Origin of the sequence: Nocardia mexicana NBRC 108244 (assembly GCF_001613165.1) — a bacterium.
Classification (GTDB): Bacteria; Actinomycetota; Actinomycetes; order Mycobacteriales; family Mycobacteriaceae; genus Nocardia; species Nocardia mexicana.
Window position 1 is genome coordinate 36,011 of record NZ_BDBV01000039.1, and the last position, 14,908, is coordinate 50,918.

Consider the following 14,908-nt stretch of genomic DNA (forward strand, 5'->3'; position numbering starts at 1 on the left):
CGCCCGACCCGATGCTCCGAATCATAGGGCGTGGATCACGTCCTACGGCGGGCGCGTGCGCGCGTCCGCCGCAGTGTCGTTCTCGTGGGCTCGGGGAGATGCGTCAACAGCGGCAGAACGGAGTGATTGATGAGTTCATTGGCCACGGATCGTGTCGACCAATGCTCTTCCGGCGAATTCTCAGCACAACCCTTCGCCCTGTCGCCCGCGCAGACCGCCATCTGGTACGCGCAGCGGATCCGGCCGGACGTACCGCTGACGATCGCGCAGTATGTCGAGATCCACGGCGACCTCGACGTCGGCCGCCTGCTCTACGCGATCGAGCGATTCGGGGCCGAGGCTCAGGTGGGCCACGTGCGGCTGGTCGAGATCGACGGCATTCCGCATCAGGTGGTGGATCCCGCGCGGCGGCCGGGCTGGGCCCGCGTCGACCTGCGGCACGAGGCGGATCCGCGCGCGGCGGCGCTGCGCTGGATGAACGAGCACGCCAGCAAGCCCCTCGACCTGGAGCGCGATCCGCTGACGACCAATGTCGTCCTGCGCACCGGTGACAGCGACTACATCTGGTACTGCCGCGGCCACCACATAGTCATCGACGGCTACGGGGCGATGAACGCCCTCACCCGCACCGCGGAGATCTATACAGCCCTGGAGAACCACACCGAGCCCGTCGCCTCGCGCGCCACCCCGCTGTCCGAGCTCTACGCGGGGGAGTCGAGCTACCGCGAGACCAGCCGCTTCCGGGCCGACCGGGAGTACTGGACGGAGCAGCTGTCCGGCGTCGGCGCGCCGATGAGCCTGTCCACCACCGGGATCGCCGCCGCGCTGCCCGACGCGGGCCGCCGCATCGCCGCCGCCGTCCTCGAACCCGAGGTCGAGGCCGATCTCTCCGGCGCCACCGATACCTTCGACACGCAGAATTCGACGCTGTTCGTGGCCGCGCTGGCCTGCTACGTGCGCGCCGCCACCGGCAATTCCGATGTGGTGCTGAGCCTGCCGATGTCGGCGCGCACCACGGTCGCGCTGCGCCGTTCGGCCGGTGTCGTATCCAATGTGGTGCCGATCCGGATCCGTTTCGACGACACCACCACCGTGCGCGATGTGGTCAAGGCGGCCGAACTGCAGATCACCGGCGCCCTGCGGCATCAGCGCTACCGCCACGACGACATCCGGCGCGACTGTGGCTATTCGCGCGACGCCCGCGGGTTCTTCGGCCCGATGGTCAACATCATGCTGTTCCACAGCGAGCTGAGCTTCGGCAGTCTCGCCGGTTCGCTGAACGTGCTGTCCACGGGCCCGGTCGAGGATCTGTCGATCAACCTCTACAACGGCGCGGGCAACCGTATCCACATCGACTTCGAGGCCAATCCACAGCTGTACTCCGAGGCGGAGCTGACCCGCCATCACGGCCGCTTCCTGCACTTCCTGGCGCAGCTGCTGGCGGCCGACCCGGACACCGCGGCCGCCGCCGTGCCGGTGATCACCGACGCCGAGCGCGATCTGGTACTGCGCGAATGGAATTCGACGGCGGTGGCCCGCCAGGAGGGCACGCTCGCCGGGCTGTTCGCGGACCGGGCCGCCGCGAGCCCGCAGGCCGTAGCGCTCGAATTCGGCGACGAGACAGTGCATTACGGCGAACTGCACGAGCGGGCCAACCGGCTCGCGCGGGCGCTGATCGCGCGCGGCGCCGGTCCGGATGTCGTGGTGGGCCTGGCGATCCGGCGCAGTATCGACCTCCTCGTCGGCATGTACGCGATCGTGCAGGCGGGCGCCGCGTACCTGCCGATCGATCCGGATCACCCCGCCGAGCGGACCGAGCGGATCCTCGATCAGGCGCGCCCACTGTGCGTCCTCACCGCCTCCGGCACGGATATCGCCGTGCCGGAGGAGACCGGGCGGCTCGACATCGACACGCTGGACCTGTCCGGGTTCGACGGCGGCGCGGTCACCGACGGCGACCGCCGCACACCGCTGCGGCCCGAGCACCTGGCCTACGTGATCTTCACCTCGGGTTCCACCGGAAAGCCCAAGGGCGTGGGCGTTTCGCACTCCGCGATCGTGAACCGGCTCCGCTGGATGCAGCACGAATACCCGCTCGACGACACCGACGTGGTGCTGCAGAAGACGCCCGCCACCTTCGACGTGTCGGTGTGGGAGTTCTTCTGGCCCTTGCAGATCGGCGCCCGGCTGGTGATCGCCGCCCCCGAGGGGCACAAGGATCCGGCGTACCTGGCCGGCGTGATCGCCGAACACGGCGTCACCACAGCGCATTTCGTGCCCTCGATGCTGTCGGTCTTCGTCACCGACACCGACGTTCCCCGTCCGAGCGGTCAGGGCCCGGAGGAGGCAGCCTGCGTAACCACGCAGGGTCCCCGCTCGGGCGGCATCGGGCACTGCTGCACGAGCCTGCGCCGCGTGTTCTGCAGCGGGGAGGCGCTGCCCGCGGCCACGGTGCGCGATTTCCACGCGGCGCTGTCGCGGCCGGGCGGGGCGCCGGAGCTGCACAATCTGTACGGCCCCACCGAGGCCGCCGTGGATGTCACCTCCTGGCGATGCGCCCCGGACCAGGACAGCGTGCCGATCGGCGCACCCGTGTGGAACACCCGGACCTACGTGCTCGACGAGCGGCTGCGGCCGGTGCCGCCCGGCGTCGTGGGCGAACTCTATCTGGCGGGCGTGCAACTGGCGCGCGGTTACCTCGGCCGCCCGGCCCTGAGCGCCGAACGGTTCGTCGCCGACCCCTTCGCGACCGACGACGCGGGCCGCATGTACCGCACCGGCGACCTGGTGCGCTGGCGGGGCGACGGTACCCCCGGCGTGCTGGAGTACCTGGGCCGCACCGACTTCCAGGTCAAGATCCGCGGCCTGCGCATCGAGCTCGGCGAGGTCGAGGCGGCGCTGCTGGCCGACGACCGGGTCGCCCGCGCGGTGTGCGTCGCGCATACCGCGCCGGGCGGCGACGAACTGGTCGCCTACGCGGTGGCGGCCCCCGGCGCCACCCTCGAGCCGTCGGAGGTGCTGGACGGTCTGCGCCGCATCCTGCCCGGATACATGGTTCCGGCCCACCTGACCGTGCTCGCCGAGCTACCGCTGAGCGCGAACGGCAAGGTCGACCGAAAGGCCCTGCCCGCACCGGAATCCGGCGCGCGGCGGGCGTCGCGGTCGGCCACCGGACCGCGCACCGAGGTGGAACGGCGGCTGTCGGGCATCTTCGCCGAGGTGCTCGGCGCGGGTGAGATCGGTGTCGAGGACAGCTTTTTCGACCTCGGCGGCAACTCGCTGTCCGCGGCCCGCGTGGTGGCCCGGGTCAACGCCGGGTTCGGTGCCGGACTCACCATCCGGGACCTGTTCGAGTCGTCCACGATCGCGTCCCTGGCCGCCCGCTTCGACGCCCACAACCCCGACGCCTCCTCGCCGAAACTTGTTGCCGCGCAACGCCCGGAGCGGATTCCGCTGTCGCTGGCCCAGCAGCGGCTGTGGATCCTGAACCGATTCGCCGAACACGCCTCGTCCTACAACATGCCGCTGGCGGTCGAGCTCACCGGGCCGCTGGATCTCGCCGCCCTGCGGGCCGGGCTGATCGATGTGCTGGAGCGGCACGAGAGCCTGCGCACCACCTTCCCCGATGCGCCGGTATCCGATTCGCATACGCCGGCCCCGGGCCCGATGCAGGTCGTGCACCCGGCCGCGGAGATCCCGCTGACCCTGGACCCCATCGACGCCGCCGGTGCCGATGCGCTGGAACTGGCCACCGAATACGCCCGGTACGGATTCGATCTGCGCAGCCAGGCCCCGATCCGGGTGGCGCTGTACACCACCGGCCCGGACACGCACCTGTTTCTCGTTGTGCTGCACCACATCTGCGGTGACGGCTGGTCGGTGGCCCCGCTGGCCCGGGATCTGATGGGCGCGATCGCCGCCCGTGCCGCCGGCGCCGCGCCGCGGTGGTCGCCGCTGCCGGTGCAGTACGCCGACTACGTGCTGTGGCAGCGCGAATTACTCGGCGACGAGAGCGATCCCGCGAGCGCGCTGTCGCGGCAGCTGGCGTACTGGCGTTCCGCGCTGGCCGACCTGCCCGATCAGCTGGACCTGCCGACGGACCGCCCGCGGCCCGCGCGACGCACGGCCGAGGGCGGCACGGTGGAGTTCACCATCCCCGCCACCACGCGGCGGGCCATCGCCGCGCTGGCCGCCGACCGCGGCGTCAGTACCTTCATGGTGCTGCACGCGGCACTGGCCACCCTGCTGTCGCGGCTGTGCAACACCGGCGATATCGCGATCGGTACGCCGATCGCGGGCCGCTCCGATCCGGCGCTGGACGACCTGGTCGGCATGTTCGTCAACACCCTGGTGCTGCGCACCCGGGTGGACCCGGCCGCCGGATTCGATCGCATGCTGGATCGGGTGCGCGAGACCGATCTCGACGCCTTCGCCAACTCCGACGTGCCGTTCGAGCGGCTGGTCGAGATGGTCAATCCGGCCCGCGACGCCGGTCGGCATCCGCTGTTCCAGGTGATGCTGTCCTACGAGAACGTGCCGGAGCTGCGCATCGATCTGCCGGAGGTCAGCGCGCGGGTGCTGCCGATGGATGTCGGCGTCGCCAAGTTCGACCTGCAACTGACCGTGCACGAGCCGGGCGGCGGGCACGGGCCCGGATCCGGCGCGGCCGGGGACGAGGGGCCGCTGACCGCCGAATTCGGTTATGCCACAGATGTCTTCGACGCCGCGACGGTGGAGGCGATGGCGAAGCGGTTCGTGCGCCTGGTGACCGCGGCGGTGGCCGCCCCCAGCGTGCCGGTGGGCGACCTGAGCGTCCTCGACGCGCGCGAGACCGGGAACCTGGTCCCGATCCAGGGCGCGCCGGGCGAACCCGCGATCACCCTGGCCCGCCTGCTGACCGAGACGGCCGAACGGCTGCCCGACGCGGTCGCGGTGCGCTACCAAGGCCGCGACACCACCTATCGGGAGCTCGACGAAACGTCGAACCGGTTGGCGCGCGTGCTGATCGAGCACGGCGCGGGGCCCGAGGTGGTGGTGGCGATCGCGCTGCCGCGCGGTCTGGACTCGATCACCGCCGTCTGGGCGGTCGCCAAGACGGGTGCGGCCTATGTGCCGATCGACCCGGACTATCCGGCCGACCGCATCGCGCACATGCTGTCGGACTCCGGCGCCATGCTCGGCCTGACCGATGCGGAATGCCATGCGGCCATGCCGGATTGGCCGGTGCGCCGCGGCCGCCATCGCAAGCAGTACGTCGACTGGCTGCTCATGGACTCGCCCGCCCTGCGGACCGCGGTCGAGCAGTTCCCGGATACGGCGGTGACCGACGCCGACCGGCACCATCCGCTGCGCACCGCCCATCCCGGCTACCTCATCTACACCTCGGGGTCGACCGGTATGCCGAAGGCGGTCGTGGTGACCCACGCCGGGCTGTCCTCGCTCGCGAACGAGCAGGTGCACCTGTTCGGGGTCACGGATTCCGCACGCACCCTGCACTTCTCGTCGCCCTCCTTCGACGCCTCGGTGCTGGAGCTGCTGCTCGGTTTCGCGGCGGGCGCCACCATCGTGGTCGCCCCGGCGGGCCTGTACGGCGGCGCCGAACTGGCGCGGCTGCTGCGCGAGGAGCGGGTCACCCATGCCTTCGTCACCCCGGCCGCGCTGGGCACGGTGCCGCCCGAGGGGCTCGACGACCTGGAGGCCGTGATCGTCGGCGGCGACGCCTGCCCGGAGGAACTGGTGCAGACGTGGACCGCCGGCCACCGCATGCACAACATGTACGGCCCGTCGGAGGCCACGGTCGCCGCCACCGCGACCGGACCGATGGCGGCCGGTCGGCCGGTGCCGATCGGCCTGCCCGTGCGCGGGATGCGGCTGTTCGTGCTCGACGGCCGCCTGCATCCGGTGCCGCCGGGCGTCCCGGGCGAGCTGTACCTGTCCGGTCCCGGCCTCGCCCGCGGCTACCTGGGCCGCCGCGGCCTGACCGCGCAGCGGTTCCCGGCCAATCCGCACGGCCGCCGCGGCGAACGCATGTACCGCACCGGCGATCTGGTGGTGGCCGACGCCACCGGGCAGCTGCGGTTCCTCGGGCGCGCCGACGACCAGGTCAAGATCCGCGGCTTCCGGATCGAGCTCCGGGAGATCGACCATGTGCTGCGCGAGCATCCCGGCGTCCGGTTCGCGCTCACCGTCGTGCACACCGGAGAGCACGGAAACGCCCGGCTCGCTTCGTATCTCACCGCGGACGGCGAGATCGATCCGCTGTCGGTGCTGGAGACCGCGCGGCAGCGGCTGCCCGCCTATATGGTTCCGGCCGCGATCACGGTGCTCGACGAGGTGCCGATCGGTCCGTCGGGCAAGCTCGACCGCAAGGCCCTGCCGGAACCGGAATTCGTCACCGCGGGCCCGTCGCGGGCGCCGGAGTCGGAGCTGGAGCAGCAGGTCGCGCAGGTCTTCGGCGCCGTCCTCGGGCACCGGGTGCCCGGCGCCGAGGACAGCTTCTTCGACGCGGGCGGCAACTCCTTGCTCGCCACCCGGCTCACTTCCGCGCTGCAGGCCGAATTCGGTGTCGACCTGCCGGTGCGGGTGATCTTCGAGGCGCCGACGGTGGCCGGGGTGGCCGCGCGGCTGGCCGACGCACCCCGGACGCGGCAGGTCGCGCTCGCGGTGCGCACCCCGCGCCCGGAGCGTGTCCCGCTGTCGCTGCCGCAGCAGCGGGTGTGGTTCCTCAACCGCTATTCGCCCGAATCCAGTGCCTACAACATCGCTTTCGTGATCCGCGTCGACGGCGATCTGGACGTGGGCGCGCTGCGGGCGGCCCTCGGCGATCTGATGGTGCGGCACGAGGTGCTGCGCACGATATTCCCCGAGGCTCCGTCCTCGGAGGGCGCGGGCTCCGCAACCACGGGCGCCTATCAGCAAGTCCTCGACGCGGACCGCTGCCTGCCCATGCTGGAGCCGATCGCCACCGACGAGTCGGGTGCCGGACCGCAGCTGCGCGCGCTGGCCCAGCGCGGCTTCGACCTCACCCGCGAGATCCCGCTGCGCATGACGCTGCTGCGCACCGGCCCGCGCTGCCACCTGCTGGGCATCGTGCTGCATCACATCGCCGCCGACGGGTGGTCGCTGGCGCCGCTGACCCGCGACCTGGGCGTGGCCTACGCCGCGCGCCGGGGCGGGGTGGCACCGGCCTGGCCGCCGCTGCCCGTGCAGTACGCGGATTTCAGTCTGTGGCAACGCGATTGCCTGGGCGCGGAATCCGACCCGGACAGCCCCGCCGCCATCCAGCTGCGCTTCTGGCGGGAGACGCTGGGCGACCTGCCGGACGAACTGCCGCTGCCCTACGACCGGCCCCGCCCGGCACAGCCGACCCAGCGCGCCGGAACGATCCCGTTCGAGATGCCCGCCGACCTGCAGCGCGGCCTGGAGGCGCTGGCCCGCGCCCAGGGCGTGAGCCTGTTCATGGTGCTGCGGTCGTCCCTGGCGGTGCTGCTGCGCATCGTCACCGGCGGCCGCGACGTGGTGATCGGCACGCCCGTGGCCGGTCGCACCGACGCCCAGCTCGACGAGCTGGTCGGCATGTTCGTCAACACCCTGGCGCTGCGCTCCGACGTGGACCCCGACCGCAGCTTCACCGAGCAGCTGCAGGTCGACCGCGACGGCGAACTGGCCGCGATGGCGCACGCGGAGCTGCCGTTCGACCGGATCGTGCAGGAGCTGTCGCGCGGTGACGACGACCGGTCCCGCACCCCGTCGCGGCCCCTGCTGCAGGTGGCGCTGACCGTCGAGGAGAACGCGGTCCCCGCGCTGGAACTGCCGGGGTTACGGCTGCGGGCCGACGAACTGGATATCGCGCTGGCCAAGTTCGACCTGGAGCTGCGCGTGCTGCCCGAACGCGACGGCGCGGGCCGCGGGTTCGAATTCGTCTACGCCGCCGAGCTTTTCGATGCCGAGACGGTACGCACCCTGGCCGATCGGCTCCTCATGGTGTGCGCCGCGGTCACGGCCGAACCGCGGGTACGGGTGCGCGATATCGACGCCCGGACCGAAGGCGAGCGGACGCTGCTCACCCCGGCCTACGGGGCGGTGCCGACCCCGCAGTGCAGCCTGGCGAACTACTTCATCGCCACCGCGCACCTGCACCCGGACCGCGTCGCCATGCGTTTCGGCGAGGTCGAGCTGACCTACGGGGAGGTGGACCAGTACTCGAACCGCCTGGCGCGGGCGCTGATCCGCCGCGGCCTCGGGGCGGGCGACCGGGTGGCGATGGGCCTGACCCGCTCCATCGAATCGGTGGTCACCATGCTGGCGGTGGCCAAATGCGGCGCGGCCTTCGTACCGATCGATCCGAACTACCCGACCGACCGGGTGCGGCACATGCTCACCGACTCCGGCTGCTGGAGCGGCATCACATTGTCGGCCCACCGGGATCGGCTGCGGCAGGCGGCCGTCGGCGGCTACGACACCCGGTGGCTGCTGCTCGATGATCCGGACCTGATGGCCGAGGTCGAGAGCCTGGACGCGGCCACGGTCACCGACGCCGACCGGGTGCGTTCGGTGTGGACCTCCGACCTGGCCTACCTGGTCTACACCTCCGGCTCCACCGGCAAGCCCAAGGGCGTGGCGGTCACGCACGCGGGCCTGTCGAACTTCGCCGACGAGATCCGCGACCGCATGTGCGTCGAACGGGATTCGCGCACACTGCATTTCGCCACCCCGAGCTTCGACGCCGCGATCTTCGACCTGCTGCTGGCGGTCGGCGTGGGCGCCACCATGATCATCTGCCCGCCCGATATCTACGGCGGCGACGAACTCGCGGAACTGATGGACCGCGAACGGGTCAGCCACACCTTCATGACCCCCGCCGCGCTGGCCACCATCGACCACGAGCGCTGGCCGCTGCCGCACCTGAAGTCGCTGGTGGTCGGTGGCGAGGCCCTCGGCTCGGAACTGGTGGCGCGCTGGGCGCCGGACCGCATGCTGTTCAACGGCTACGGCCCGACCGAGACCACCGTGGTCATCACGATGACGGCCCCGCTCACCGTGGGCGAGCCGATCACCATCGGCACGCTGGTGCGCGGCGCCCGCGCGCTGGTGCTCGACGAGCGGCTGCGCCCGGTTCCGGTGGGCGTGCCCGGCGAGCTGTACCTGGGCGGGCAGGGGCTGGCCCGCGGCTACTTCGACCGATTCGGGCTCACCGCGGCACGTTTCGTCGCCGACCCCCACGGTCCCGAGGGCGCGCGCATGTACCGCACCGGCGACGTGGTGCGCTGGAACGACCGCGGCGAGATCGTGTACCTGGGCCGGACCGATCACCAGGTGAAGATGCGCGGGTTCCGCATCGAGCTGGGCGAGATCAGTGAGGTGCTCACCACCCATTCGGCGATCCGCTTCGCCCACACCGAGGTTCGCGAGATCGCGGGCACCGACCGCATCGTCTCCTATGTGCAACCGGCGGACGCGTCCGGCGAGGTGGACCTCGAGCTGGTGCGCGGCCATGTGGCCGAACGCCTTCCGGCGCATATGGTTCCGAGCAGTCTCACGGTGCTCGACACCATTCCGCTGACGCCGGTCGGCAAGCTGGACCGCGCCGCGCTGCCGCAGCCGCAGCTGATCGCGACCGTGGCCCGCGAGCCGGAGACCGACACCGAGCGCCTGGTGGCGCAGGTGATGGGGGAGCTGGTCGGGGCCGAGGCCGTCGGCGCCGACGACAGCTTCTTCGAGGTGGGCGGAAATTCGCTGCTGGCAACGCAATTGGTGGCCCGGCTGGCCGCCGCGACCGGCACCCGGCTCGAGGTGCGCACCGTCTTCGCGTCGCCTACGGTGGCCGCGCTGGCCGCCCGGCTGGACAGTGGCGGCGGTCCCGACAGCACCCCGGAACTGGTGCGGCGCTCGCGACCGCGTCGGGTCCCGCTGTCGGCGGCGCAGCGGCGGCTGTGGTTCCTCAACCGCTTCAACGAATCCGGCGACGGCACGGCGGGCGGCGAGACCGCGGGCGCCTACAACGTCCCGGTGGCGCTGCGGCTGCACGGCGCGCTCGACGTCGAGGCCCTGCGGGCGGCCCTGCACGCGATTCAGGAGCGGCACGAGACCCTGCGCACGGTATTCCCCGAACTGGAGGGCGAGCCGTACCAGCGGATCCTCGACCCCGCCGGGGCCGCGGCCCCGCTGACCGTCGCCGAGGTCGCCGAGGCGGAGGTCGAGTCGGAGGTGAAGCGCTTCGCCGCAACGGGATTCGACCTGACCAATACGGTGCCGGTGCGCGCCGCGCTGCTGCGGCTCGGTCTGGACGATCACGTCCTGGTGCTGGTCGTGCACCACATCGCGATGGACGGCTGGTCGCTGGAGCCGCTGGCCGCCGACGTCGCCGAGGCCTACCGGGCGCATGCCGCGAGCGAGGCCCCGCGGTGGTCGGAGCTGCCCGTCCAGTACGCGGATTACACACTGTGGCAACGGGAGTCGTTAGGCAGCGAGGACGACCCCGACTCGACGGCGAGCCGCCAGCTCGACTACTGGCGGCGCGCCCTGGACGGCCTGCCGGAACTGCTGGCCGTGCCCACCGACCACCCGCGCCCGCCGGTGCCGAGCTACCGCGGCGGCACCGTCGACTGCGAGATCGACGCCCTGACCCACCGCGAACTGCGCGCGGTGGCGGGCCGCCACGGCGTGACCATGTTCATGGTGCTGCACGCGGCGCTGGCGACCCTGCTGCACCGGCTCACCGCCGGCGACGACATCCCCGTCGGCACCCCGATCGCCGGGCGCGGGCATCCGGCGCTGGACCCGATGGTCGGCATGTTCGTCGGCACCCTGGTGTTGCGCACCCGCGTCGACGGCGGCACCTCCTTCGCGGATCTGCTGCACGCGGTGCGCGATACCGACCTGGAGGCGTTCGCGCACGCCGACGTGCCGTTCGAGCGGCTCGTCGAGGTGCTCAATCCGGCACGCTCGCAATCGCATCACCCGATGTTCCAGGTGATGCTCTCGGTGCGGAACGAGCCGGTGCGGGTGCTGGAGCTGCCCGGCCTGCGGATCGAGGCGGGCGATGCCGACCCGGGGATCGCCAAGTTCGATCTGCAGTTCACGCTGACCGAATCGTGGTCGGCGGGCGCCGGGGGGCCGCGGGAACCGGCGGGGATCACCCTGTCGGTGAACTTCGCCCGCGACCTGTTCGACGAGGCGACCGCGGCGCGGCTGGGCGACCGGTTCGTGCGCCTGCTGACCGCGGCGGCGGCGAATCCGGTACTGCCCGTGGGAGATCTGGAGCTGCTGGCCGCCGCGGAGTGGTCGAGCCTCGCCCCGGTGCGCGGTGCCGCCGCGGACCGGCCCGTCACCTTCCCGGAGGTGTTCGCGGCGGCGGTGGCGGTGAATCCGCGGGCGGTGGCCGTGCGCTCCGGCGACACACAGGTCAGCTACGACGCCCTCGACCGCTGGACCAACCGCCTGGCACGCGTGCTGATCGGGCTGGGCGTCGGGCCGGAAACGCTGGTGGCCCTGGGTATTCCGCGTTCGGCCGAGTCGGTGGCGGTGACCCTGGCCGTCGCCAAGGCGGGCGCGGCATTCGTCCCGGTCGACCCGAACTACCCCGAGCAGCGGATCCGGCATATGCTCACCGATTCCGGTGCGGCCCTGGGAATTACGCTGTCGTCGTTCCGGGAGCGGATGCCCGACGGCGCGAGCTGGACCGTGCTCGACGCGCCCTCGTTCCGGCGACGGGTGCTGGCCACCTCGGACGCGCCGATCGATCCGGCCGAGCGGCTCGGCGCGCTGCGCACCGACAACCCGGCCTACGTCATCTACACCTCCGGATCCACCGGCACCCCGAAGGGCGTGGTCGTCACCCACGGCGGCCTGTCCAATTTCGCGGCCGAGACGGCGCAGCGGTTCGACGTGGGGCCCGGCTGCCGCGTCCTGCACTTCGCCACGCCGAGTTTCGACGCGGCGATGCTGGATCTGCTGCTCGCCCTGGGCGGCGCGGCCACCCTGGTGGTCACCCCGCCGGGGGTGTACGGCGGGGCGGATCTGACCCGGGTGCTGATCGAGGAGGGCATCACCCACGCCTTCATCACCACCTCGGCACTGGGCACTGCCGATCCGGCGGGCGTCACCGAACTGCGGCACGTGCTCGTCGGCGGCGAGGCGCTGCCGCCGGAACTGGTGAGCCGCTGGGGAATCGACCGCGGCCTGCACAACGTGTACGGCCCGACCGAGACCACCATCGTCACGGTGATCTCCGAGCCGATGCGGCCCGGCGACCCGATCACTATCGGCAGCCCGATCCGCGGCGTCACGGCGGTCGTGCTGGACCCGCGCCTGCATCCGACGCCCGTCGGCGTCACCGGCGAGCTGTACCTGGCCGGTCCGGCGCTGGCGCGCGGCTACCTGCACCGGTCCGGCCTCAGCGCGCAGCGGTTCCTGGCCAACCCGTTCGGCAAGCCGGGCGAGCGCATGTACCGCACCGGCGACCTGGTGCGCTGGGTGGAACGCGGCGGCCACCGCGACCTGGAGTACGTCGGCCGCACCGACCATCAGGTGAAGATCCGCGGATTCCGCATCGAACTGGGCGAGATCGACGCGGCGCTGGCCCGGAATCCGGCGGTGGAGTTCTCCACCACGATCGGGCACCGCACTCCGGCGGGGGCGACGGCGCTGGTGTCGTACGTGAAGCCGCACCCGGGCACCGCGCCGACGGCGCAGGAACTGCACGCGCATCTCGCCGAACTGGTGCCGAATTACATGGTGCCGCAGTCGATCATGCTCCTGGACACGCTGCCGCTCACGCCGGTCGGCAAGCTGGACCGGAAGGCGTTGCCGGAGCCGGTGTTCGGCAACCGGAGCGGGTACCGGGCACCGGCCACGGCGGCGGAGACGGCGCTGTGCGCGGCCTTCGCCGAGGTGCTGGGCGTGGAGACGGTGGGCGCCGACGACGGTTTCTTCGAACTGGGCGGCAACTCGCTGCTGGCCACCAAGGTGGTGGCGCACGTGCGGGCCGCCGGGATCGAACTGCCGGTGCAGGTGATGTTCGGCGAGTCCACGCCGGCCGCCATCGCCCGGCGGCTGGAGGCGTCCGCCGGTGATGCGCTGGCGCTCGCCCTGGAACCGATACTCCCGATCCGGCCCGCCACCGAAGCCGGTGCGGCGCCGCTGTTCTGCGTGCATCCGGCGATCGGGCTGGCGTGGTGCTATTCCGGCCTGCTCGCGCACCTGCCCGCCGACCGCCCGGTCTACGGGTTGCAGGCACCGCATGTCAGTGGCGGTGGCGATGACGACAGCTCGATCATCGAAGCCGCGAAACACTATGTGGCCCAGATCAAGTCGGTGCAGCCGGAGGGCCCCTACCACCTGCTCGGCTGGTCGCTGGGCGGGCTGATCGCGCACGAGATGGCGGTCCAGCTGCAGCAGGCGGGGGAGCGGGTGGCGATGCTGGCCATGATGGACAGCTACCAGCTGTCCGACGAATGGCTGGAGCACGCCATCCCGGGCGTCGCCGACATCATCGGCGAGTTCGGCAGCGACCTGCTCGGCGGCGACCACGCGGTGGATCCCCGGCTGACCCTGCGGGACGCGGCGGAACTGCTGCGCGGCCGTCCGGGGCCGTTCGCGGCGCTGACCGTCGAGCATCTGCAGCGGCTCTACACCGGCTACGCCAACGGCGCGGTGCTGGCGCACGGCTTCCGGCCCCGCGTCTTCGAGGGCGATCTGCTGTTCTTCACCGCCGCCGACGACGAGATCAACCGGGCCGACCCGACGCGGCGCGCCGAATCCTGGGAACCGTTCGTCACCGGCGACATCCAGGACCAGAAGGTGCGCTGCCGCCACTCCGGGATGACCACGCCCGAATCGCTCGCCGTGATCGGGCCCGTGCTGCGAGAACACCTGGACAATGCGAAGGAGGCGCGGGCATGAGCCTGGCGGTGGAGGTCGAGGGCCTGGTCAAGCACTACGGACGCATACGCGTCCTGGACGGGATCGATCTGGACATACCCTCCGGCACGGTGATGGGCCTGCTCGGGCCGAACGGCGCCGGGAAGACCACGACCGTGCGCATCGTCACCACACTGCTCAAGCCCACCAAGGGTGAGGTCCGCGTGGCGGGAGTGGACGTGCTCCGCGATCCGGCCCGCGCCCGCACCCGCATCGGCCTGTCGGGGCAGTACGCGGCCGTCGACGCCAACCTGTCCGGATTCGAGAACCTGCGCATGGTGTCGCGGCTGTACGGCATGACGCAGAAGCAGGCGTCCGTGCGCGCCACGGAACTGCTGTCGGCGCTGGGCCTGGACCATGCCGCGGACCGGCGCGCGGGTACCTATTCGGGCGGGATGGCGCGGCGACTGGACCTCGCGGGCGCGCTGGTGGCACGGCCCGCGGTCGTCGTCCTGGACGAGCCGACCACGGGCCTGGACCCGCGCGGCCGGATGGATATGTGGCGGGTCATCGGTGACCTCGTCGACGACGGCACCACCGTGCTGCTCACCACGCAGTATCTGGAGGAGGCCGACCTGCTCGCCGACCGCATCACGGTCATCGACCGCGGCCGGGTGATCGCCCGCGGCTCCGCCGACGAGCTGAAGACCTCCATCGGCGGTGACCGCCTCACCGTGACGTTGGCCGCCGGGCAGGATCCGGCCCCGGCGCTGGCGGTACTGGCGCAGGTGGGGGTGGGAGAACCGATGCACGAGACCGGGACCGAAGAGGTGTCGGTCGTGGTCGGCGACGGCTCCCGGACCATGGTCGAGGCACTGCGCCGACTGGACGACGCGGGCGTCTGCGTGGTGGATGCCGCCGTGCACCGGCCCAGCCTCGACGACGTATTCCTGTCGCTCACCGGCACCCCCGCCACGCCGGCCGCCGATTCCGAAAAAGACGAGGTAGCAGAGGAGATCATGTCGTGAAGACCGCCGAGCGAGCGGAC

At 71.8% G+C, this 14,908-nt stretch carries 2 protein-coding genes; both read left to right on the forward strand.

Annotated elements, in window-relative coordinates; genetic code table 11:
• Positions 1-129 precede the first annotated feature (129 nt).
• Complete coding sequence (locus NM1_RS16190) at positions 130-13,902, forward strand: non-ribosomal peptide synthetase (protein WP_084519688.1); 13,773 nt, start codon at positions 130-132, stop codon at positions 13,900-13,902.
• A complete protein-coding gene (locus NM1_RS16195; RefSeq protein ID WP_068020342.1) occupies positions 13,899-14,888 on the forward strand; it encodes an ATP-binding cassette domain-containing protein in 990 nt (329 codons plus the stop codon). The genes NM1_RS16190 and NM1_RS16195 overlap by 4 nt, the downstream gene beginning before the upstream one ends.
• Positions 14,889-14,908: the final 20 nt, after the last annotated feature.

What these genes read in the sequence shown, in the direction of transcription:
- NM1_RS16190 (WP_084519688.1), top strand. Translation starts at nt 130, where the DNA reads ATGAGTTCATTGGCCACGGATCGTGTCGACCAATGCTCTTCCGGCGAA.
- NM1_RS16195 (WP_068020342.1), top strand. Translation starts at nt 13,899, where the DNA reads ATGAGCCTGGCGGTGGAGGTCGAGGGCCTGGTCAAGCACTACGGACGC.